This is a genomic window from Chitinophaga sp. YR573 (assembly GCF_900110995.1).
Taxonomy (GTDB): Bacteria; Bacteroidota; Bacteroidia; order Chitinophagales; family Chitinophagaceae; genus Chitinophaga.
Window position 1 is genome coordinate 1185276 of the sequence record NZ_FOJF01000003.1, and the last position, 24687, is coordinate 1209962.

Annotated in this window: 13 protein-coding genes; 3 read left to right on the forward strand and 10 right to left on the reverse strand. The window is 42.9% G+C overall.

What is annotated here, in order from left to right; all coding sequences use genetic code 11:
• Positions 1-108: 108 nt before the first annotated feature.
• Both BMW86_RS31140 and BMW86_RS31145 read left to right on the forward strand, forming a co-directional pair.
• The gene (locus BMW86_RS31140) at positions 109-1083 is read left to right on the forward strand and encodes a sugar phosphate isomerase/epimerase family protein (protein ID WP_089787670.1); all 975 of its coding nucleotides are present in this window, start codon (positions 109-111) and stop codon (positions 1081-1083) included.
• A gap of 188 nt (positions 1084-1271) precedes the next feature.
• Positions 1272-2264, forward strand: a complete 993-nt coding sequence (locus tag BMW86_RS31145) for a proline iminopeptidase-family hydrolase (protein WP_255373050.1) — start codon at positions 1272-1274, stop codon at positions 2262-2264.
• Between the two features lie 63 nt (positions 2265-2327).
• Here BMW86_RS31145 and BMW86_RS31150 read toward each other — a convergent pair whose 3' ends face one another.
• From BMW86_RS31150 to sprA, 7 genes are read right to left on the reverse strand one after another with little or no spacing between them, the layout of a single operon-like run.
• Complete coding sequence (locus BMW86_RS31150) at positions 2328-3944, reverse strand: FAD-dependent oxidoreductase (RefSeq protein ID WP_089787674.1); 1617 nt, start codon at positions 3942-3944, stop codon at positions 2328-2330.
• A complete protein-coding gene (locus BMW86_RS31155; protein WP_089787677.1) occupies positions 3941-4657 on the reverse strand; it encodes an SGNH/GDSL hydrolase family protein in 717 nt (238 codons plus the stop codon). The genes BMW86_RS31150 and BMW86_RS31155 overlap by 4 nt, the downstream gene beginning before the upstream one ends.
• A gap of 1 nt (position 4658) precedes the next feature.
• Positions 4659-6083, reverse strand: coding sequence for a RagB/SusD family nutrient uptake outer membrane protein (locus BMW86_RS31160; protein WP_089787679.1), 1425 nt, complete (start codon positions 6081-6083; stop codon positions 4659-4661).
• Between the two features lie 2 nt (positions 6084-6085).
• On the reverse strand, positions 6086-9361 hold the full coding sequence (locus tag BMW86_RS31165) for a TonB-dependent receptor (protein WP_089787681.1): 3276 nt from the start codon (positions 9359-9361) through the stop codon (positions 6086-6088).
• Positions 9362-9391: 30 nt separating this feature from the next.
• Positions 9392-10480, reverse strand: coding sequence for a FecR family protein (locus BMW86_RS31170; protein WP_089787683.1), 1089 nt, complete (start codon positions 10478-10480; stop codon positions 9392-9394).
• A gap of 36 nt (positions 10481-10516) precedes the next feature.
• On the reverse strand, positions 10517-11089 hold the full coding sequence (locus tag BMW86_RS31175; protein WP_089787685.1) for an RNA polymerase sigma factor: 573 nt from the start codon (positions 11087-11089) through the stop codon (positions 10517-10519).
• 23 nt (positions 11090-11112) lie between these two features.
• Positions 11113-18213, reverse strand: coding sequence for a T9SS outer membrane translocon Sov/SprA (sprA, locus tag BMW86_RS31180; RefSeq protein WP_255373051.1), 7101 nt, complete (start codon positions 18211-18213; stop codon positions 11113-11115).
• Positions 18214-18608: 395 nt separating this feature from the next.
• Here sprA and BMW86_RS31185 point away from each other — a divergent pair, with 395 nt between their 5' ends.
• Entirely contained in the window at positions 18609-20399 is a 1791-nt protein-coding gene (locus BMW86_RS31185; protein WP_089787689.1) for a M23 family metallopeptidase, read from the forward strand.
• 14 nt (positions 20400-20413) lie between these two features.
• Here BMW86_RS31185 and BMW86_RS31190 read toward each other — a convergent pair whose 3' ends face one another.
• Genes BMW86_RS31190 through BMW86_RS31200 form a run of 3 tightly spaced genes read right to left on the reverse strand, consistent with a single transcriptional unit; the run spans position 20414 to position 24642 of the window.
• Positions 20414-22915 carry a YfhO family protein gene (locus BMW86_RS31190; protein ID WP_089787691.1) on the reverse strand — a complete coding sequence of 834 codons (2502 nt, stop codon included), beginning with the start codon at positions 22913-22915 and terminating at the stop codon, positions 20414-20416.
• A gap of 12 nt (positions 22916-22927) precedes the next feature.
• Complete coding sequence (locus BMW86_RS31195; RefSeq protein ID WP_089787693.1) at positions 22928-24244, reverse strand: hemolysin family protein; 1317 nt, start codon at positions 24242-24244, stop codon at positions 22928-22930.
• Between the two features lie 38 nt (positions 24245-24282).
• On the reverse strand, positions 24283-24642 hold the full coding sequence (locus BMW86_RS31200) for a winged helix-turn-helix transcriptional regulator (RefSeq protein WP_089787696.1): 360 nt from the start codon (positions 24640-24642) through the stop codon (positions 24283-24285).
• Between the last annotated feature and the right edge of the window lie 45 nt (positions 24643-24687).

Sequence of the window (24687 nt, forward strand, 5' to 3'; positions counted from 1 at the left end):
AAAGGGCTGCTCCCCGGAGCAGCCCTTACCATTTGTCCAAATTTTGGCAGAATTATTGTTTTTTTTGTACTTTCCATTAATTATGTGCCACGTTCAAAATTTAAAAACATGAATTCCAGGAGACTTTTTATGCAACAGGCCGGCCTGATCGCTGCCGGATTAATGATTAACCCATCTGATATCTTTAGCAGAGGAAATGCTAATACTATCAGTAAAATCGGCATTCAGTTATATACCCTTCGCGACCAGCTTGGAAAAGATGTGAAAGGGACCATTGAAAAGGTGGCGCAAACAGGGTTTGCACATGTAGAAACCTATTATGGTTATAAAGGACCTAAACAGGCAGACCAGTTCTGGGGATTAGACCCTAAAGGGCTTTCTTCCCTGTTAAAGGCAAATAAACTGGTTACTCATAGTGGCCATTATCAGCTGGATGAGTATTTAACCCGTGGTAACGGAAAGGATGAAGCGCTGAAAGTGCAGATTGATATTGCAAAAGAACTGGGTCAGGAATACCTGGTAGTACCGGTGCCTCCCCATGCATTATGGGATAAACTGACTTCCGATGATTTTAAATTCATGGCTACCCAGTTGAATAAAGCGGGTGAGCTGGCGAAGAAATCAGGTTTGAAGGTGGGATATCATAATCACTTCTGGGAATTCAGACAACTGGCAGATGTAAAGACTACCGGTTATGAGATCATGTTAAAAGAAACAGAAGCTTCCCTGGTGAGTTTTGAACTGGATCTTTTCTGGGCAATTAAAGCAGGCAGTGATCCTGTTGCATTGTTTAAGAAATATCCGGGCCGTTTCGCCATGTGGCATGTAAAGGATATTGATAAATCTGCTACTGAGAAGATTGCTGGTGGAGATGCAGACCATAAAACTTCTATGGAGATATTACCATTGGTGAAATTTGCAGAAGTTGGCAGTGGTGCTGTTGATTTCAAAACTATTTTTGCGAATGCCAGTACAGCAGGCGTGAAATATGCTTTTGTAGAACAGGACCAGATTTCAATAGATCCTTTTGTAAGTATTAAAAAGAGTTATGATTACGTGACAAGTAATCTGCTGAAGAAATAAGGGCTCCGTACGGAGTCTCGTATCTATAGAAAGTAAGTTATCCAACAAAAAAACGACTCTTGATAGAGTCGTTTTTTTGTTGGATAACTTACTTTTGGGCTATAATACAGTTAACCATTAACCTTAACAAAACAATGATGTTACAACGTTCAATCTATGTTTGTGCTATAATAGCGTCTCTTTTTCTCATGTCCTGCACCTCGCCCGCGGGGCCTTCTAAAACTACTACTGATTATTTTGCACCAGCTGATTCCGGTGTGCAGGTAGCTGGTATAAAAATAATCCCCATTACAACACCAAAAGGGAAGTTCAATGTATGGACTAAAACAATTGGTAATAACCCTACTATTAAGGTATTACTGTTAGCAGGCGGACCTGGTGTCAGTCATGAGTACCTGGAAGCATTTGAAAGCTTTTTCCCTAAAGAAGGCATTGAGTTTATCTATTATGATCAGTTAGGTTGCGGATATTCTGATAATCCAAAAGATACTTCTTTATTTGATCTCGACCGTTACGTGGAAGAAGTAGAACAGGTGCGTACCGCATTACACCTGGACAGCACTAACTTTTACCTTTACGGGCATTCATGGGGTGGTATCCTGGCTATGCAATATGCAGTAAAATACCAGCATCATCTTAAATCACTGATTATTTCGGATATGATGCCAAGTGCGGCAGATTATAATAAGTATTCAGAAGATGTACTGGCCAAACAAATGGACCCACTGGTGCTGGATACGCTGCGTCAGATTGAGGCAAAAGGTGATTTCGGGAACCCTAAATACATGGAGCTGCTGATGCCGAATTATTATGCACAGCATATATGCAGACTTGATCCATGGCCGGAGCCATTATTACGCGCGCTTGGAAGACTAAACAACGATCTGTATGTAACTATGCAGGGACCCAGTGAATTTGGATTGAGAGGTAAACTGCTCAGCTGGGATGTAAAACCTCAGTTAGCAGGATTAACCATTCCCGTACTGAGTATAGGTGCCAAATATGATAGCATGGATCCTGAAGCAATGAAATGGTTGGCACATACCGTGAAGAATGGTAGTTACCTGTATTGCCCTAATGGCAGTCATATGTCTCTCTATGATGATCAACAGGTATATATGAATGGTATTATCAGATTTATCAAAGAAATAGATGGAGGAGCTAAAAAAATAACACTCTGATTTTTTAAATGTAAAGAGCTACCCGTTTAGGAGTAGCTCTTTACATTTAAAATGTACATAAACTTATTCTAACCGTTGTTTATCTTTCAATAACTGTTCTTTCAATTTCTCATAGTTCACATCCTGTACGGCTGTTTTTCCTTCTATAGCCAATACTGCCGCTGTCGCGGCACTCTGCCCTAAAATCATAAATACCGGCTCCATACGGATAGACCCAAAAGCAATATGCGAGCTGGATACACATACCGGTACCAGCAGGTTCTGACACTCTTCTTTTTTAGGAATAATAGCTCCATAAGAGATCTTATAAGGTTGTTTGATATCAACCCCTATATCACCTTCATTCTGTACAAATCCATCTTCTTTTACATAACGCTGGGCATTATGCGCATCCAATGTATAAGAACCCATCCCTACAGGATCAGATACCGGCTTTATACCCATTACCTCATTTTCTGTCATTACATCCACGCCTATCATTCTCCTGGCTTCTCTTACATATAACTGGTGAGGCCAGTTACCATTATCTGTAAACTCATCTTTGGCTAATCCCCATTTGCTCATAGTGGTACGTACCTCCGAAGGAACACGGGTATCATTCGCCAGGAAGTACATCAATCCTTTCTGATACAACTCATGCTCTTTGAAAATCTCTTTTCTTCTCTCATAAGATGCATCAGGATAATCATAATTCATTCCTATATCATCTGTGCTAAAAGGTCCATGATTATTTACATCTGTTTTATGATTGGGGATAGGGTCAAACTTGTTAAAAGTTTCCCTCCATCCGCTGTTGAAGACCCTTACCAGTAATTCATATTGAGAGGAATCATAACCAACAGGTTTTGTAAAAGGTATCCTGTTATCAGGATTATCAGAGAGGCACATACGAAAACAATAAGCCTGTATTTTATTATCACCATCGCCTTTCTTACCAGGATTTTTATCTGAAACACGTGGGAGTAAACCACTGCTTACATCTCCGGGAACATTATACGGACTGATATCGGTTTTGAAGTAATGACCATGATGAAGGGTGCCCGTCTGTATACCATTCCATTGTTCACCATATACACTATTGGCTTCCCTGCCTACATGATAACGTACGCCTGCGGCGGCCATCAGGTCTCCTTCATAGGTAGCATCAATAAATACTTTTCCTGAGAAAGTCTTATTACTAAGAGTTGAAATAGCTATGATCTTCCCGGATTTCTTTTGCACCGTTTTACGGTTCAGCCATTCATTCCTGTATACTTTGATATGATGTTCTTTGATGAAATCTTCGAAAACCTGTTCCGCTACATGAGGTTCAAAGATCCACATTGTACGTGCTGTTCCGTCCATGGCAGGAGTACCTTGCCCTTTATTCCCGTACTCAGATTGTTTCTGCCATTGCCATGCATCGGGTTGCTGATAATGCAGATATACCCTGTGGTAAAATTCACGTGCCTGTCCGCCGATAACGGATTTATTACCGGTATCTGTAAAACCCAGTCCATTGGAAGATAGTCCACCAAGGTGGGTATCAGGAGAGACGATGATGACAGATTTGCCCATTTTGCTTACCTGTACAGCAGCCGTAACAGCTGCGGCAGTACCACCATAAATAATTACATCTGCTTTTTGAGCGTAGGTTGTAATAGAAAGTGAGAGTGTTATAACAATGAATAGTTTCTTCATAATAATCTTTTTAAATAAGCCGGATAACTTTTGCCTTCCGTACCACCATCACCGAAGGTGATACTATCTCCAAAACAAACGATACGACCGGTGGGTAACTGTTGTTGTACAATATACTCAAATATGGCCACTGCCATGGTGCGATATCCTTCAGGAGTAGGATGAATACCGTCCGTCTTTTTACTGTTGGCCTCATTCTGGATTAAACTATCTTCATCCAGTCCTATATTACCGATCCGCTGAAAGATATGGTCCATATCGAGGAAAGATTGTTTATTATCAGCAGCTACTTTTTTTATCACTTCATTAACCTGTTGTTTCCTGCCGCTATGACCTTCTGGCGCATAGAAACTTTGCGGATGACGGGTATATAAATATGGCTCATAAGCAGGCAGGATGCTCATCAGTAATATCTTACTTTTTATCTTTGAAACGATCTCCCTTAAGTTCTTTTCATAAGCAGGCAAAGGAATATATTTTCTGCTGTTCATATCGTTTGTACCTATCATGAGAATGGTAAGGTCCGGATGATGGGCCAGGCAATCTTTATCTATTCTTTGTAACAGATCTTCTGTATTATTCCCACCTATACCAGCATTGATAATAATACTTTCTGAAGAAAGGGGGGAACTCCTTTTGAAAGGGAAGTATTTCTCCTGTACAGCTAATGATGTTGTTAGTAATCCTGTCTGTAAAAAACTCCTTCTATGCATATCAGTAAAGAGGATTTTGTGTTAAGTTTTTATTTACATCTCTTTCTGTCTGAGGAATAGGATATAAATAATTTCTCTCAGCCACTGTAATAGATGAATTCTGTGCCTGCATCGCACTAATCAATCTTTTAGTCCTTACCAGATCATACCAGCGATGCCCTTCAAATGCCAGTTCCAGCCGTCTTTCCAGTAACACACTGTCCCGGAACTGGTCCTGACTTAATGTAACCGGAAAATCTTCCAGCCCGGCTCTTTTTCTGATACTGTTCACAGCATCATAAGCATTCACATTGCCTGCGGCCTGTTCATTCAACGCTTCCGCATACATCAGCAATACATCCGCATAACGGATGATGGGAAAGTTATTGCTGCCTTCTCCATTTGCTGTTGCAGAAGGATCAAGATATTTGTGTACATACGCCGGGAAAGTAACACTGGCAGGTGCTGGAGGGGTACCAGTGGGGGTGTATAACTTTATCGTCACATCCCTTCGTTTATCCTGTGCGCGATAAGTATTATAAAGATTCGCAGTAACAGGATCATCTCCAAAGCCAGCAATCCCATTTACACGGTCAAAGTTAGGCCGCATATAACCCTGCATATAACTTCCTTCTCCTAATCCACCACCAACAGCCTGTACTTCAAACACCGCTTCTTTCCCGTTCTTATTAGGCAATGCAAAAGCATCTGCAAAGTTATCCCACAACCCATAGAACCCAAGATCCATTACTTCTTTTGATTTAACGGCAGCAGCAGGCCAGTCTGCCCGGGTTAAATATACCTTCGCCAGGAATGCTTTCGCGGCACCGCGCGTTGCCCTGCCAGCATCCGCACCGGTATACGTAAGCGGTAAAACTATCTCTGCTGCTGAAAAATCTGCTATGATCTGTGTATATACTTCATCCGCTGTAGCTCTTGCTACAGCAAGGTCATTCAGCGAAGTAGTTTCCTGTAATATCAATGGTACTCCGCCAAATAATCTGACTAAAGTAAAATAGTAAAAGCCCCGCATGAATTTTGCTTCTGCCAGCAAGCGGCTTTTTAACGCCGTATCCATTGGCACAGCAGGTACACGGGCCAGTACGGTATTCGCCCTGTTAATGCCCTGGTAGGCAGCAGACCATACCGACTGAAACGTACTGGTAGCAGGAGTAAATGTATATTTATCCAGGTCGTTCTTCGCCTGATTAGCAGTGGAACGACCGCCACCCCATTCTGCATCATCAGTTGCCTGGTCCTGCAATACCCACATCACCTGATCATACATATTTGCGCCTTTCATCGCGTCATACACCGAATTGACAGCAGCTTTGGCATCATCCGCATTTTTATAGAAATTATCCGGTGTAAAACTGGATTCAGAAGTCTGATCAAGCAGGTTACAGGAACATAACGTGATCAATATAATAGATAGATACTTTTTCATAATTAGAAATTTACATTGAGACCAAAGAGTAAAGTTTTAGCAGCAGGATAACTGGCATAGTCAAAACCCTGACTGCGGCTATCCTGACCAAACCGGTTTACTTCCGGATCATAACCACTGTATTTAGTCCAGGTAACAAAATTCTGTGCAGTAACGTATACACGAACAGATTGTACACTCTTGAAATGTAATGTATAAGCCAGTTGTACATTCTTCAGCCGCAGGTAAGAACCATCCTCTATCTGCCTGGTGGAAATACGGTTAGCCGGACGGGTAGTAGCAGCACGGGGAATATCTGTATTGGTATGGGTAGGAGTCCATCTGTCCAGCATGTCCCTATCCTGGTTAGTTGTACCATTCAGATACTCCAGTTCAAAACGGTTGGCATTTAATATTTTATTACCGGAGACTCCCTGTAAGAAGATAGTAAGATCAACACCTTTATAAGAGAAAGTATTACTGATACCACCCAGGAAATTTGGCTGTGCTCTTCCTATAATAGTACGATCGTTATCATCAATCTTTGTATCATTATTAAGATTTTTATACTTACGGTCGCCTACCTTTTTCGCACTGGCATCTGTGAGTGCTGCCAATTCTGCTGCCGACTGATATACACCATCAGTTACATATCCGTAAAAAGATCCCAGTGGCTCACCAACGCGGATAATACCGGAACTTACATTCTGTGCGATATTAGCTACTTCTCCTGCGAAGATCTGTGGAGCTCCTCCTATATCCAGTACTTTATTCCGGTTGGATAAGAAATTGAAATCAGTACTCCATTGAAACGCACCATCAATATTTTTAGTGGAGATACTTAGTTCTATACCCCTGTTCTCTACTTTCCCCAGGTTTTTAATAGCGCTGGAAAAACCTGATGAAGATGGGATGGTTACATTTAACAACAGATCTCTTGTTCTCTTTAAATAAACATCTGTAGTGATATTGATCCTGCTGTTAAAAAGAGAAAGATCGAGACCAAGATCGGATTGTGTAGTTGTTTCCCATGATAAATCGGGGTTTGCTATCTGGCCGGGGCCTATACCGGTAGTGACCGTATTTCCAAGTACATAATTTTGTGTAGATAAAAGGGAATAAGCAGGATAATTACCAATACCATCCTGGTTACCGGTAGAACCATAAGTAATCCTTACTTTAAGATCATTGATCGCTTTAAGTGGTTTCATAAAAGGTTCTTCGGTTACCCGCCATGCTAAAGCCGCAGAGGGGAAATATCCAAAGCGTTTATTAGCGCCAAAACGGGAAGATCCATCTGCCCTGAAGGAAGTAGTCAGTAAATATTTATCCCGGTAACCATAATTAATTCTGCCGAGATAAGATTCCAGTCCCCAGGTGCCAATACCCGAACCAGGAGTAACAGCTACTGCGCCCGCACCTAAATTTCCTGTGCCTAAGTTATCATTCACAAAACTTCTCGCAGCAGCCGTACTGTTCTCTGTACGGTTGGCTTGTTGTGTATACCCTGCAAGAAAACTCAGGGTATGAATTTTATTAAATGTTTTAGTATAGGTAAGGAGATTTTCATTCAGCCAGGTAATAGATTGTGCGTTATAGATAGAACCTGCGCCTCCCTGTGCCAGTCCGCTGGACACACTCCTTGGCAGGTAGCTGTCCTGTTTTTGCAGGACTCCATCCAATCCCAGTAATACTTTAAAACTTAAGCCATCTATAATCTGGTATTCTGCGAAAATATTTCCAAAAATGCGATAGGCGGTATTTGTGTTTTTACTTTCTTTTGCCAGTGCTGCCGGGTTATCCGCAGTGAAATTCAAGGCAGGATCTGTAATGAGATAAGTACCGTCTTTATTATATACAGGCAGTAATGGTGGGAATTGTAAAGCAGCCATCGTCACAAGCCCTGCACTACCCAGGTTACCATTTGTGAGAGATTGGTTATTCAATGTACGGTTCACGGAGAGGCTATTACCTATCTTGATCTTACTGGTTAGTTTTCTGTCGAGGTTTATTCGAAAAGAATAGCGGTTGAAATCCGAATTCTCTACAATTCCTTTTTGTGTGAAATATCCGGCAGAGATAGCATATTGCGTTTTCTCATCTCCTCCACTGATAGATAACTGGTAATTAGCCGTAGGAGCCTGGCGGAAGATTTCATCCTGCCAGTCGGTCCCTTTTCCGAAAGCAGCAATCTGTGTATCTGTGTATACGGGTGCCAGTCCATCGTTGGTATTGGCTTCATTCACAAAACGTGCATATTCGCCCGCATTCAATACCGGGTATTTCCGGCGTACCTGTTGTATGCCGTAATAAGTATCAAAGTTAATGACAGATTTTCCTGCTTTACCCCGTTTGGTAGTAATAATTACAACTCCGTTAGAGCCTCGTGAACCATAAATAGCGGTGGAAGAAGCATCCTTTAGGATGCTCATAGATTCGATATCTGAAGGATTTAGTGTGCTTAACACATTGAAGCTGGAACCACTTGCAGCACCATCATTTTTAAATGGGATACCATCTATTACATATAGTGGTTCATTATCTCCCTGAATGGAATTACCGCCACGGATACGGATGGTAGTAGTCCCACCCGGAGCGCCTGAGTTCTGCGTAACCTGTACCCCGGCAGCACGTCCCTGTAAGGCCTGATCAAGAGATGTGACGGCTACTTTCTTTATTTCATTGACAGAGACCGTGGTAACAGAGCCGGTCAGATCTGTTTTCTTTACCTGTCCGTAACCCACTACGATTACTTCTCCCAGGGCTTCTGTACCGCTTTCCAGGGTAATGGTAATGTCCTTTGTAATGGGGACGGTTTTTGTTTTAAATCCTAGTGCCGAGACGACCAGTACTGCATCATCAGGAACGTTTGTAAGCGTGAAAATACCTGCTTCATTAGTAGCAGTGCCCCGTTGTGTACCTTTGATCTGTATGGTAGCACCGGGAATAGGTTCCCCTTTTTCGTTCACGACCTTACCCTGCAATTTGTCTGTTTGCGGTGGTGGTGATGATGTAATAACTTTCCGGCTGATAACGATGGTATTCCCGTGGATGGCATACGTCAGTGGCTGGTCTTTCAGCACATCACGTAAGGCTGTTTCCAGTGGTGTTTTGTCCAGGGATACGGATACGGGGTGGGCCGCCAGCATATCCTCATTACGATGGAAAAATACATAACCTGTTTGTTTTTTAATGGAGGAGAAAACCTTTTCCAGGGGAACGTTGGTCCCTGAAAAAGTTACTGGTTGGGCGCTTGCTTTCAGCAAGACGAATGTCAGTAGCAGTGCTGTCAGTTTCATAACATGGAAAAATTAAACCCGTGGAAATTATCAGGGCAGGATAACTATTTGCCTGCCTTCTATTTTAAAATGTACTCTTGTTTGTTCCAGAATTTGTAATGCCTGTTCAAGTGATAATGTTCTGCCTATTTCCCCCGAAAAAGTACCCTGCGGAATGGCTCCCTGATAGCTGATGGTAACGTCATACCAGCGGGATAACTGGCGCATAATAGTTGGCAGGTCTGCATCCCGGAAGGAGAAGTACCCGTTCTTCCAGGCAATGACATCTTCTGTATTCACCTGCCGGATATTGATGTCCGGACCGGATACAGCCGCCTGCTGTCCTGGTTTCAGTATTTTATCAGCTACTTTTACGGCACCTTCCAGCAGGGTGGTATTGGTTGTTTTTTCATCGGGGTAGGCCATCACGTCAAAGCTGGTACCTAACACCTGTATATCAGAACCATTCACATGAACTTTAAATGGCTGGTGTGCATTTTTTGCTATTTCGAAATAAGCCTGGCCTTCCAGTTCCACTATCCTTTCTTTCCCATTAAACGCAGTAGGGTATTTAAGCCTCGATGCGGCGTTTAACCATACTTTTGAACCATCAGGCAGCATTACCTGGTATTGTCCGCCACGGGGCGTAGAAAGCGTATTAAAACTTACTGTTTCCTGTTTACCCTGAGCAGCATATTGTAAAATACCCGGCTTACGGCGGATGGTGGTAGTACCTTGCTGTAATATGCCGATGCTATCCAGTGCAATGGTAGAACCATCTGCCAGGGTGAGTGTGGCCTTATTAGTTCCTGCCTGTATATCAGTTTTGTGTATAGTTTTTGCTGCCAGTGGGGCAGAGGGTTTAGGTACCGGCTTTAAATACAGCCAGGCAATCATACCTATTGTTACTGCGGCAGTGGCATAAGGCCACCAGCGTATTTTGCGCTGAGGTCTGGTAGCTGTCAGCATAGCCTCCAGTTTAGCGGCCGCATCCGGAATACCCGGAGCATCCTTACTATCCAGCCACAGTTGTTGGTGCAACTGTTCATCGTCCATAGCAGCCAGCAGTTCTTCCAGCTCCTCACGGGTACATGTATTGGACAGATAACGCTGCCAGAGTATAGTTAACCTGTGATCCATATTAGCAAGACGTTGGAAAAACAGGGAACAACTAATCTATTTATAAAAAAATATGAAAACCAGCACCAGGTTGAGGTGTTCTGTAAGATATTGCTGGATAAAACGCTGAGATTCAGTGATATGATTGCTTACGGTATTTTTAGAAAGGCCAAGCTCCGATGCTATCTCTTTATGAGATAAGCCTTTTTCCCTGCTTAGCAGGTATACTTTCTTCCTTTGAGGACTTAACAAACCAATTGCTTCCCTTAATTTCTCATCATATTCTTTTGAGATAACCAGGTTATCTGCTGCGGCTGCATCCGCGGTTTCTATCTGTTCCATCAGCAGGTCTACCAGTTTGGGATCACGACTGGCTGCCCGCAGGAAATCTATGGCCCGGTGATAGGCAATACGGAACATAAACCCTTCCAGGTTATCAATACGGGGTAACAGTTCCCTGCCTACCCAGCACTTGGTCAGTACATCCATCACTACTTCTTCCGCTACCTGCGGAGATTTGATGATAGTACGGATATAATGAAAAAGTCTTCCCTGCCATTCATAGAAAAAACTACGATAAGCATTTTCATCCCCTTCTGCTATTAATTGTAAAAGTGACTTTTCTGGCATCCCGCATAAAAATAATAAAATTTTTATGGCCCTAATACAAATCGTAGTGTTAATCCGCCGGTAGTAGTCACGGTAGGACTTGAAGTAGATAATACCGGGATAGTCTGTTTACGTGTATAATAGAATTTGAGATTCACTTTTTTATTGACGACATAATCTATGGAAGGAGCGAGGCTCACTACTTTCTGTCCGGAAGTAGGTACAGATACACCACCATCCAATTGGTTATTCACCGATTTCTCATCCCTGTAACTTAGGTCCATCCTGAAATTAAGATCATTATCCAGTTTATGTGAACCGTTTTTCCCTACAGCAAATGGGAGTATTAATCCTTTTACACGATAACCACCGCCTATGGTAATCTCACTGGTCCGCGCTTCTGTTAACTGATAGTCTGTTAAACTAAGACTGAGCGCGCGGGACTTCTTATATTCCATGCGCATATTTAAATTGTTTTTCAATGTAACATCTATACCTAATAAAGGATTCAGTTGTTCAGACATCGTTACATTCGGCACTGCATAATAAGGGACATAATTACCGGAAATAGAATCCCTGAAACTGGGATAGCCCAGCGACCTTTCATCCATATAACTGGAAGAAGTGTTAAAAGAATTCATACTCAGACTGCTGATATACGCATGTGTAAGGATTAAACTCTGCACATAATCGCTGAATGGCTGGAGTTTACTTAAGCCATCATAAGTAATACGCCAGTTAGGTAAGGGGATCATCGTTTTGAAAGGATTACTGCGGATCTTATCTAATCCTGATGTAGCTATCAGCCCTATCTTCTTTGGATCTTTTCCCGTATATGCTGCCAGGAAAGAGGAGATCAGCACATTCTGTTCATACTTCCCATACCCATATTTATATGCTGCATCACCAGTATCAGCTACAGGCAGGGAAGGGTCCTGTGCATAAGGATTGGCTGCCCAGTAACGACTGGAAAGTATGGCGCGGTAATTCCTGAAATTTGTAAAACTCTGTGAAAGACCATTCTTCATGAACAGCGTTTTAACCATGATGTTCGTTATTTCAAAGCCACCGTTGTCATAAGGATCCAGGTGCTCATATTCACCTAGTCCATACCGGTCTTTAAATAGTTCCGAATGGTTCTTGGAAAACGATTTTGTAAGTGTAAGGTCTATCCGTAAACTGGTAACAGGTTCCAACTGGGCCTGTATATTCAGTGCCTGTGTAAACTGTTGCTGGAACTGTGAATTAAAGAGCGTGTCTTTACTGATCAATCCCCTTCTGGCTTTATCGTCCAGCCATTTTGAATCAGGCTGATAACCGAAGATAAATGCGAGTCCGGGTTGTTTACTGCGCCAGTTCATCCCCATTAACTGTGTACTGTCCATATATCCTGGTAAGCGGGTATAATTATTCTCAGAATAACTGATATTAATTCTTTTGATAGCCAGTAATGGTTTCAGTAATCCTTTCAGAAGAGGAGAGACTTCTATATCAGGTGTTTTAGGAGGCGTTTTTCCGGGTGGTACTTTTGTTTTAATGCCCAATACACCTTTCAGGAATTTAGACTTGCTATATAATTCAGTGAATTTAAACTCTGCAATGATAGCCGTTGTTTGTGTATTCTCAATGGTATTTCCCTGTATCCTGTTGGCCAGAGAAGCGGCTGTCCAGCGGTATTGCGCTGAATAGTTTACTGCTACGTTTGTCCAGTTTAATAGTGGGAATTTAGCCAGAGGTAAAGTATAGTTCGCGTTGAAGGTCTGGAAGTAATTGGTATTACGGCCCAGGTTCTTCAGGTTATGCCAGATGCTGTCTTTCTTTGCTTTGGTATTGATACGTCCATCCGGTTCATCTATCCTGGCATTGTTAACAGCCGTTAAATCAAAATTGAGATTACGGGTAAGGTCCCATTTAAGACCATAATATCTATCGAAATTAAAGTATTTACTAAAGGTCTCTTTCAGTTTATAATCACTGCCTACATTACGTAACCTGGATGCACTGAACTGCCTGGTAATATCAGCCCGGAAGTTTACATTGGAAGGTAAGAGGTTGTAGTTAAAACTTTTCAGCAATCCCAGCCAGGGAGATTTACTCCTGATTAAATTCTTAAAAGGTTCTTTGAATTTATCCTGCGCACTAAAGTTATACCCCAATACCCCGCGGTTTTTGATTAACTCATAACTTTCAGTAGAAGGGTTATGTTGCTGGGTACCAGTGTAAGCATAGGTCAGATCAAAGTTCTCTATGCTCCAGGGCTTCAGCTTCTTTTTACCATCACTGATTTTACGCAGGTTGGTGATGTTAAGACTGGTGATAGTAGTAACATCCTGTGCCTGCTGTTTGATAGAATCGCGTTCGTGTTTATTGGCAGCAAGACTTAATTTTTCTTTTAGTTTGATATCAATATCGAATGGATCATATTCCGGCATGCTGGACGACTGTGATTTACCTGCATATATGGGAATAGACAAACGTGCTTTTTTAGGTAGTAGTTTTCCCATATCCAGGTTCAAAGATGCATCATATTGCAGCAGATTATCCTGGAAACGCTCATTCAGACTCTGGTTCACAGCACCATAACCTGCAGTATGCATATTGCTGCTGATGGCCAGTGTACCCAGGTCGGCTAATTGCGCATTCAATCTGCCGGTAGCAGCATAACCGCCTTTCTCATCAAGCCCTGTTAAGCGCAGTTCATCAAACCATACCTCTGCGCATTTGGCCAAACCATCATTCGCGGGATTGTATACCGCCATCATCATCCCTTCTACATCTCCCAGGTTAGGATTCCCTATCACCGCAATAGTATTACCATTGGGTAGTTTCTTCTCATATAGGGTAGCCGTAGATGCACCGGCATTATTACGTGTCTGTTTTAAGCTGCTGAGATCTGTAAGGGTCAGATCAAGATTATTGGCGGTAGGCCATACGGCTGTTTGTGCTGTAGCGCCAAAATTCGTTGTTGTTAATGGAATACGGTATTCATAGAAGTTCTCTGTATAATCACTGCCTATGCGGATCACCGCTTCCAGGTCTTTATCTTTCAGTGTATTTACATCATTCACTGCTTCCGCGTGAATGAACATTTGTAACTTTTTATAACGCCGGAAATCCATGCCCAGCGTTTTGTATACGCCTCTTGATTTACCTTCCTGCAGGTTACAGATTTGTAATGAAAGAGATTGCTCATTGAGTAATAAAGTGGTGTTGCTGGTGCTCAGACTGCTTTCCCTTTGTAAGCCGGGTGGTAATACATACGCTACCGGAGTACGGGACGCGTTCTCTTCTATATTAACAGCGGTATTGTTAAAAGTTGTAGCGGTAGATGCAGTCACCATGTCTCCGGCACCAGCCTGTAATTCATAACCATACTGCCGCCATTGGTTACGCACCAGTTGCAGCTTACCAAAACGCATTACTACTGAATCCTCAAAATTGGTGAGGTACATGCGCATAAAACGAATTGACTTGAAATCAGCAATACCTCCAACAGCCGCATTATACTGATCCACGGGTATCTTGAACTGGTACCATGTTTCAGTGCTGGTAGAACCGTTTGCCAGTGATACCGTAGCATTGATTTTATCCACGATGTAATTGGAGCCGATATCCATGTTGGGTTTCATATGTACCCTGTACTGGAAATAAGACTCTGTTTCATTCATGGTATTATCAAAGTTCAGGTCTTCTGATTCCGGTATATTGGTAGCGGCAGAAGAATACGATGCGTTACTGCTGGTAGCGGGAGAGTTCCCTTCCGGCATGCTGAACCGCTTGTAACGCTCCAGTATAGTTAATTTTCTGGCATCGTAATCATCTCCCCGGTAGTAGTGGTAGTTGTCATTGGAAGGATCTGCCAGCGCTGCCTGGTAGACCGCAGAGCCGGTACCAAAGTTGTTACGTAACTGTTGCAGGTAACTGCTGCGGTAATAGGCTTCATCGGCGGTGGTCAGTCCATCGTATCCCACATCCTGGTATTGGCGGATGTTGGCATCGTTATCAAATGCTTTTGTTAACTGTTGTTCATAGGTAGGCATTCTTCCCCAGGTAGTAGAATCGTATGTAGTGCTTCCCGGGGCTTTCATCCCATTTTCGAAAGCTTTATGTGAATCTTTGAGAATGTCTTCAGAGATACTCCCCAGGTTAAAATAGAGATCCCCGCCTGTACTGGATGGGTTTTTAATGAAAGGGTCCTGTACCCAGAATTCTATGTACTGTATGTTTGATGATTCAAAGTCGGTATTGTCCAGCGAACGCATAATACCTGCCCAGCGTTTTTTAGGCGATTTAAGCGTGCCATCTGTATTTACCTGTGCCTTGCTGGCTTCAAAGTTATAAGGCCCGCGTTGGTCAGGAAAATAGGCAAGATCGAGGGTGGTAAGCTGGGCTTGTGAGTACTCGGTAGATACATTGGGGAATATTTCCTTTTCATATACGATACGCACCCTTGGGTCCGACTGATCATCTTTTGTAACGCCAGCCGGCAGACCGGTGCTGGTGGTCACCTGCAAAGTAGGTTCTATAATGTACCAGGATAATAATGCCCTGTTTTTGCCATAATCCAAAGAGTCTATCAATGACCCTTCGGGGAACATTTCCATACCGGTGGTGTCAGTCGCGCCAACCGGAGTGGATGCTAAAGCCCAACTGGAGGAAGGTGTTTTCAGGTCGTAGTTACTTTCTGTTCCTTCAAAGTCATCAATATATACCTGCCCTTCACTGCTGCCGAAAGAGTTGATCAGTTTACTATGCCCCGGGAATAAGCGTGCGACTTCTCCTGTCAGGCTTATCTGGGAAGGAGTAGTTGTTTCATAGTTGGGTAATTTATTCAGCAAACGTGTCAGCGCTTTAGAGGCAGAGTTATAATTACCATCCAGTCCTACAACCGTGTTGTTGATAGGGTCTTCCCCGTAATTTACTTTCGTGGTGTAGGGGCGTTCACTCATATGTACAATGGTAGAACCGAAGGATAACTTATCATTCACTACATAATCCAGTCTTGTTCCCATGTAGTTCCTTACCTGCTCACCATAGGCGCCACTGTTCTCAAAGCCAATATTGATAGCGGACCCCGAACTCAGAATCCCGTCATTGATAATCTTTACCCTGCCCAGGTTATAATCAACCGTATAATCGACGTTTTCTATGAGTGTTTTACCACCCGCAGTAACAGTAACAGATCCCGCAGGAATATTATATGCATTCAGCGATACTTCAGAGGAGCTGCCTGCTTTGTAACTACCTTTGATGACATAGCGGTTTAGCGCAGAATATTGTTCCGCAGCTGTTTTGGTAGAGTCATACAGTTGTGGGTACAGGTATTGTTTCTCCAGTGCAGCATTTCCCCCGAATGCTTTGGCAAGGTCTTTTCCGAAAGGTTCCAGCACCGGGAATATGATACGGCCGTTAGATACATCTACTGTATATCCGCTTACAAAATCGAATACACCATCCGGTTGCGGATCATTATTGTTATTGAGATTATCCAGGTTGAGAATAGAAATGATAGGAGCGCCACTGTATTCATTGACAGCATCAGGGAGATAACGTCGCTGACTGGCTGCACGGGTATCGGTACCGGGATCATTATAATACACATCCATGGTGAAGTCTGCGCTGCTCAACTGGTAAGCACCGGTAGAGTAGATGTTCTTCATCATCAGGTTCCAGATGGGTAGCTTTGTACGTACCGCGGTTGCTTTCAGCATTTTCAGGAACAGTACCCGGCTGTTTGCGGCATTGCTTTCATCTGGCGGAACATCCTGTGCAAAATCACCTACTTTATAAGTACGCCCGTTGTAACTGTATTCATAGGCCACAGCCAGTACCTGGTCGGATGCCAGCTGGCTGTTCAATGTAATAAATCCAAGTTTCTTATTAACGGTATACTCTGTGCTGTCCAGTTTACGGGCATATGTTTTTTCATAGTCCTGCACGGGTGTTAGTCCGGCTGCCTGCAACTGGCTCACCACTGTACTGGGATTCCTGCTGGCATCATCTCCGGCCAGATTACCATATAAATCGTTAATACCGTTATAGGGCAGCTTGCCACCGGAAATGACGTGAACAGCAGTTGTATTGTAAGGATTGTATTCCGCAAGGTCCATCAATCCTATTACGTTTCTTGTATTGGTAGTTGTACCTGTTTTATTGGTAACCCATACTTCTATTCTTGTGATGTTGGAAAGAGAACGTACGGATGGCAGATTGCTCATCGCATAATTAAACGTGTCGCGGAAGAACTGTGCCATCAGGAAGTTCTTATTCTCATCATAGGCATTTCCTTTGATGGTATAGGATTGCGACTGGCTGCCACCTTTCAGCGTAAGCGTTTGTTTCTGCGACTTCTGACTGGATAATACACTCGTTACTGTTAGTCGCCCGAACTGTAATTGTGTCTTTATCCCAAACAATGACTGCATGCCACTGATCAGTGAACTGTTCAACGGAAAGCTCACATTACCAGCTTCTATCTTTTTGATGATCTCATCATCATAACCAGTATACTCCAGTTTCACCTGGTTCTCAAAATCAAAAGTAGACTGTGTATTATAATTGGTGATGAGTTTCAGTTTGTCCCCGATCTTACCTGTTACATTCAGGTTGATGTTCATGTTCATATCAAAACCACCACTCTTACGCGCACGTTCTGTCAGCACGGGATTATTGATGTATTGTCCATCATATCCCATGGATATTTCCAGAGACCCCTGTGGTTTGATATCTACTTTATTACCGCCAAAGATGCGGTCAAAAATGCTGTTGCTTTTAAAGAGTTTAGGAGCTTCACTGGTCCTGTTAAGATTACCCAGTGTAGAGGCTCTTTTCATAAAATAATCATTCTCACTTTGCCGGGATTGCATGTTGTAGAAGTCCTGGAAACTCATGAGGGTAGGCTTTCTGTAGTATTGATCACCTATCTTTTCAGAGATAATATAATCTCTTGTAACCGGGTCATAATCTACATCCTGCTGAATGCTTTTGGGATCTTTTAAATCCATAGCATTCTCTGCATGGTCTATCAGTTTCACCCCATGACGATCCTGCAAAGGATATTTTAGTGTATCCTTCACAGGTATAACAACGGTGTCTGCTGAAACAGTAACAATTCCGTGAAGGTCCCGTGCTGCTGTGTCTATCATGAAAAACAAAATTACACCTACAACAGCTAGAGCAGGATAGTACATTCTTATACGTCTTCTAAGGGATTTCTTCACGTGATCTTACTGAGTCGAATAATTCAACTCTGTACCTTAACGTGATATTTTAAGAAGGTATTGCAGCCGAACCACAGACAGGAGAAATGTATAGATGAAATGGTAAAGTAAATCGGCTGAAAGAAATAATATGCCTAATATTTTGCTGAGGCAACCATTTATCAGTTGGTTTATACCAGATATTAATTGATCATTTTCAATCAGTAGTCAATACATTTACTTTGCAGCCTGATATAATTTAAACAATGCACAGGAGTTAGTTGTTTTCTCTTTTTCAGAGACGTACTTTGCTTCCTGATTTAATTTAAACCCCAAGTAGTATGAAAATCGCAACTTTTGCGGCAGCAATGTTATTCTGTTTACATGTATGCGCACAACGACCACAACCCCTGCAGGAAGACAGGTTTTCTTCCGAAATATTGTACAGAAGTGTTAAAAAGCCCACGATTGATATCCCCAAAGGACCCGACGGGGATGAAGCGACCAGCAAACCGGTCTTAAGCAGTTTTAAGGTATTATCTGCCCGGCCGGCTATCAGAACAAAGCCCCAGCAGCAACTGGTATTTACAGAAGCGGATGCACCGGGTGTACTTGCTCTGGCTAAAATGTACAGCGCGAATGTTTGTGCTGCACCCGTAGTAGAAGACGCACTGGAACCGGTATACAGCTCTGTAAAGGCACATATGCCTTTATATCTTCCTTACCGCAACAGTGTTGTTGGTATCTGGCAGGGATTTTATTACAGCTGGGATAATGACAAAGACGGTAAGAATGATGCTCACCGTGCCATCGACTATGGGAAAGGTAGTGTTGCAGCAAATGAAGATCCTTCTTTTGGTGTATATGCGATAGCCCCCGGAAAGGTGATCACTGTACAGTGGTCAGACGGTGGTGGCAACAACGTCACTATTGAGCATACCGCTCCGGATGGATATAAATACCGCAGTACCTACCTTCATCTGCGTGATGGTTATGATCATGACCGTGCACAGGCTAAGAAATCGCCTTCAGCCAAATACATGAAGTTTGCCAATAATGGCACAACCAGCAATCTCTGCTGGGGAACCAATAGCCAGGTTATCGCTGTAAAGGTGGGTGACATGGTAAAGGCCGGAGATTTTATCGCGAACTCCGGGAACACTGGTTCCGGTGGAATTGGTGTGATCCTGAATGATGATGGTACAATGAAAAATCCGGATACCCGTTCCTTTAATGTACATCTGCATTATGAAACAAGGATACTGGATACCCGCAGTGGTCACAGCGGTGAATGGGTACTGGTAGATCCGTACGGTACTTATAACAGCAGCAGCGTAGATTGTTATGACCTGGAATCAAACACACCATATGCACGTTTGTTTGCGCCTTTTTACCCCAGCTTCCATAATGTTCCGCTGGATATCGTAAATAAATACTGGTCTTATTATACCGGTATGGGTATGGCACTGCAAACAATAAGTGTAGATAGAAACGGTAGCGACCTGTATGCTGCCGGTTCATTCCAGTGGGGATTATCCGGTGCCTGGTACGCACATTTTTATATGACTGGTGATACCTATCAGGCTAAGTTCAATACTTATAATGCACAGGGCTTCCGTCCCCGTCAGTTGTCAGTAACTAAAGATGGTAGCGGTAATCCACGGTTTTCTGCAATATGGGAAAAGAACCCGGCCGGACAATCAGCTCATTCCATACACAATGCAAATGATGCTGCTTTTGATGCTGCCTGGAAAGACTATGTAGTAACCAAGAAATGGCATGTTCAGGAACATGCGGATTACACCGTAAATGGCAAGAGATATCATGCAGCGGTATTTGTAAATAAACCTGCTGATAATGGCTTTTATCTTTACTATGGTATGAATGCAACTGATTTCAGCAACAAGTTCAACGAACTATATAGCAAATGGGAACTGAAAAGCATTTGTGTGAATGATGGTAAGGTAGGCGGCGTTTGGCGACCTAAACAGAACAATTATGCCGCTTATTTCGGTATGACTTCTGCCGATTACCAGGCTAAGTTCAACCAGTTTTCCGGTCAGGGATTACGTTTGTTAAAAGTACAGAACTACGATGATAACCAACACTTCAGTGCAGTGTGGGGTAAATAATAAGAAATGGCGTCTCAATGCATTTGAGACGCCATTTTACTTTTCCAGTTCATGATGAATCCACCTATTAATAAGGCTATCATTATAAAATAACTGAACAGGGATATCTTAATACCACTATAATATACCGCTGGTTCAAATTTAAAAGTGATAGTATGTTTACCTGCCGGTACCATCATCCCTCTCAGCGCATAATTAACACGGCAATAAGGTACTGGCTGATCATCAATAAAAGCTTTCCATCCTTTTTCATAATATACTTCAGAGAATACCGCAAACTGAGGCGCTGCTGCTGAAGATGTATAAGAAATGCTGTTCAGGTTATTGGCTATCAGTTTTATTGTAGCAGATGAATCAAACTGAGAAATTCCTTTTACATCCTGCTGATAACGCTGATCTATTACAACCGTATCTTTGGTATGCAGGGTATTCAGCTCATTCATTTCCGCATCCGCATTGGGTACCCATTTAATTGCTTTTACAAACCAGGCATTCCCTAATGCGTCCGGGTTTAATTGGGCAACTGGTGCACCTCCTTCACCGGGAACAATAATATACTTCGCATTCAGCATATTCAATACCTGCAGGTTATTATGACTTATCTGCCTTTCTATCAGATCTGCATAGAGCTGTAATTTAGCGGCATGGTAACCACCTATGCTCTTATGGAAGTAAGAGGTCATTGCATCCTGAAAAGGGCTGGCAGTAAGGTTAAATACACGATAATAAGGGTCTTTATCCTGTAAGATCTGCTGATCCGCAGGAGATGGCTGAAACGGATTGCTGTAACTCAGTTCATCCATAAAACTATCGCTGTTCAGATATCGCCGGTCTACCTGTAACAAATCGACTAATATCAAAAGGATGATGCCTGTGGTGAACCACTGCGCTTTGATTTTCCCTTTCACAAAGAACCATACCAGTCCGAATGCCAGTGCTACGAATAACAGTGAACGCAGTACATCATTCCGGTAAAGACTTGCTCTGTCTTCTCTGAGCGCCTGCATCAGCTGGTCTGCTATACCAGCATTATTCTGTGTCATCTGTAAAAGCTGCGCATGGAACTGGTCATCACTGCCCGGGTTCTGCATATTGCCCGTAGCATTGGTATATGACATACTGAATGAAGCGATCAGCAACATCACTAATATACCACCAGTAACCAACCCTGTCCATTTCAGTTTCTTCAGCAGTTCTTCTTTGGGAATTTGTCCTTTAATCAGTTCATTGAGAGTCATCACTACCAGTATCGCAAAGGATAACTGTGGAATGATCAATGCCTGTGAAGGTGCTCTGAACTTGTTATATAAAGGGAAATGATCGAACATGAAGTAGTTAAAGCCCTGCAGATTACTGCCCCATGCCAGGAAGAGACCTAATACAGTGATGGCAACCAGCCACCATTTATGCCAGGACTTAATAATGAATAAACCCAGTATCACCAGTAAGCATACAACAGCGCCGAGATAAACAGGACCTGAAGTACCCAGCAGCGACTGATCTCCCCAGTACAGGTCCCATCTGCTGATCATTTTTTCTGCCTGTTCAGCTGGTACGCCTAATGTTTCCAGTTGTTTATAGGTAGCTGAATTCGTACTTAATGAGCCGGAAGAACTGCCACCATAGATATCGGGAGCAATCAGGGTAAACGTTTCAAATTTACCATAGCTCCATTGGAATACATAGTCTTTATCAAGACCATGATCCATATTTTTCTGAGAGGATGATGCAGTTAATTCTGATTTACCACCGCGGGTACTTGCTTTGGAATACTCAAAGGTGCTCCATAAGCTCACGGCATTGGAACCCAGTGATAACCCTACCGAAAGCGCTACCAGCAAGGTACCAATAATCAGATGTTTGTATTCCTTCTGCTGTATGCAATACACCGCAAAAGTAATACCTATGACTGCCAGTATTAAAAAGAAGTAATACGTGATTTGCAGATGGTTTGCTGCTACCAGGTAAGTAAGGAACAGCGACATGACGCCGCTACCCAGCAGGTATTTCTTACGGGTGATGAGTATCAGTCCGGCAATAACCGCTGGCAGATACGCCATAGCCAGCATTTTCGTATCATGACCGGTGACAATAATAATAGGAGAGTAGCTGGCATATGTATAGGCTACAGCACCAGCAAATCCCACCCAGGGATTGGCCCCCAGTACCACACAAAGAATGTAAAAACAAAACGCGGCCAGGAACAGTACATTTATCGGCTTGGGTAATCCAAGAGATAAGATAACAGGAATATAACTGCCATAGTTATACGGAGATTCCATGGAGATCTGGTAGGTAGGCATCCCGCCAAACATGCTGGTAGTCCACAGTGGAGTAATACCATGTACCTGTTTGTAATCCAGGGATTCTTTGGCCATAGCCTGCCATTGCACATTATCACTCTGACTTAATATTTTCCCGTCCAGCACTGGCTTGCAATAGAGAGTAGCCAGTATGAGTAATGCCAGCACTGCGATAGCATGTGGCAATAATGATTTGAGCCAGTTGTTTTTCATAGGAGTAGCGTATTAATCTTCCTGCGACTTTTTAATCATTGAAACGTGTATTTTGGCAATACGGTGCTGGTCCATCTGCATCACTTCCAGCTTCAGGCCCCGCCATTTCAGGCTATCTCCGCTTTCAGGGATCTTACCCAGTTTATCCAGGATGAATCCACCCAGTGTAACATAAGAGGTATAGTTTGCCTTTTGCGGATCTGCATCTATACCCATCAGTTCCAGGAATTCCACGAATGGCAATTGCCCGTCTACCAGCATACTGCCATCATCATTTTTGATGACCTCGTATTCAAACTCATTCGTTTCAGAAATATCTCCCACCAATGCATCCACAATATCATTGATGGTCACAAGTCCTTTGATAGAGCCGAATTCATCCACTACCATTGCCTGGTATATCCTTTCCTTTTTGAATAGTTCCAGTAACTGGTAAGCGCGGTTATGTACGGTTACAACCAGCAGTTTCCTGCTGATGGCAGCCAGATTATTCACGACACCGTTGAAGTTTTCACTCAACAGGTCTTTGGAATAAACAAAGCCGGTGGTGTTATCGAGATCTCCTTTTGCAAGGGGATATACTGTATGTTTTTGTGTGAGGATCTTTTCTTTATTGATCTCCGGAGTATCAGTCACATCCAGCCATATTACTTCATTACGGGGTGTCATCAACGCAGATACCTGTCTGTCGCCCAGGTTAAAAACGTTCTGGATCAGCGCTTTTTCCGTTTCCTCTATCACGCCGCCCTGATGGCTTTCAGCAATGATTACACGTAATTCTTCTTCTGTATGAATATCCTCATGTTCATTCATCGGTTTAATACCAATAATACTCAGGATCACATTGGCAAGACTGTTCAATATCCAGATGAAGGGACGGAAAACAATGTAAAACAATTTGAGAGGTAGTGCTACTGTAAAAGTAGTAGGCACTGGTTTACGGATAGCGAGGGATTTAGGCGCCAGTTCTCCAAATACGATATGCAGGATGGTAATGGTCATGAAGGCTACCGGCAGTGCTACCTGATGCGCTGTTTCGGGAGACAGTGTAATATGCAGGTTATCAAAAAGCTGCAAGATGAGTGTTGTAACTACTCTTTCGCCTACCCAGCCAAGGCCCAGAGAGGCCAGGGTAATACCCAGCTGTGTAGCAGCAAGGTAACCATCCAGGTTATTGAGAATACTTTTGGCAACCAGTGAAACGGTTTTACTACGTCCGGAACTTACTTCTATCTGCGACGATCGGACTTTAACGATCGCAAATTCTGCTGCTACGAAAAAACCGTTCAGCAGTATTAAGAAGATGGTAAATATTATGTCGAAGGTCATTAGGTGTCTTAATTTGGTACAACTATATTTTTAAAAATTCAGTCAGGCGTATTCCTGGGGCGGTGTACATTTCCCCAGTCAGATATTACCTGTAACATTGGTTTGAGTGATTCTCCGGAACTGGTAAGTTCATATTCCACACGTGGTGGTACTTCGGCATATACGAGGCGATTGATCAGTCCATCTTTTTCCAGCTCTCTCAGCTGTAATACAAGTATGCGTTCAGAAACAGAAGGAATGCTTTTTTTCAGTTCACTGTAGCGCTGTTTGCCTTGCAGCAGGCGCCATAAAATGGTTGGTTTCCATCTTCCACCTATCAGGTCGAGTGTATAAGCCATGCCACAATCCCCCTGTATCTTTTCTCTGTTCAATGTATTAGTTGAGCTTTCTTTTCTCATTACTTACATTTTTGTCAGTACTGGATAATATTATCAGTACTGGTA

Coding starts and splice junctions, on each gene's coding strand:
- BMW86_RS31140 (WP_089787670.1), top strand. CDS start 109: ATGAATTCCAGGAGACTTTTTATGCAACAGGCCGGCCTGATCGCTGCC.
- BMW86_RS31145 (WP_255373050.1), top strand. CDS start 1,272: ATGTCCTGCACCTCGCCCGCGGGGCCTTCTAAAACTACTACTGATTAT.
- BMW86_RS31150 (WP_089787674.1), bottom strand. CDS start 3,944: ATGAAGAAACTATTCATTGTTATAACACTCTCACTTTCTATTACAACC.
- BMW86_RS31155 (WP_089787677.1), bottom strand. CDS start 4,657: ATGCATAGAAGGAGTTTTTTACAGACAGGATTACTAACAACATCATTA.
- BMW86_RS31160 (WP_089787679.1), bottom strand. CDS start 6,083: ATGAAAAAGTATCTATCTATTATATTGATCACGTTATGTTCCTGTAAC.
- BMW86_RS31165 (WP_089787681.1), bottom strand. CDS start 9,361: ATGAAACTGACAGCACTGCTACTGACATTCGTCTTGCTGAAAGCAAGC.
- BMW86_RS31170 (WP_089787683.1), bottom strand. CDS start 10,480: ATGGATCACAGGTTAACTATACTCTGGCAGCGTTATCTGTCCAATACA.
- BMW86_RS31175 (WP_089787685.1), bottom strand. CDS start 11,089: ATGCCAGAAAAGTCACTTTTACAATTAATAGCAGAAGGGGATGAAAAT.
- sprA (WP_255373051.1), bottom strand. CDS start 18,213: ATGATAGACACAGCAGCACGGGACCTTCACGGAATTGTTACTGTTTCA.
- BMW86_RS31185 (WP_089787689.1), top strand. CDS start 18,609: ATGAAAATCGCAACTTTTGCGGCAGCAATGTTATTCTGTTTACATGTA.
- BMW86_RS31190 (WP_089787691.1), bottom strand. CDS start 22,915: ATGAAAAACAACTGGCTCAAATCATTATTGCCACATGCTATCGCAGTG.
- BMW86_RS31195 (WP_089787693.1), bottom strand. CDS start 24,244: ATGACCTTCGACATAATATTTACCATCTTCTTAATACTGCTGAACGGT.
- BMW86_RS31200 (WP_089787696.1), bottom strand. CDS start 24,642: ATGAGAAAAGAAAGCTCAACTAATACATTGAACAGAGAAAAGATACAG.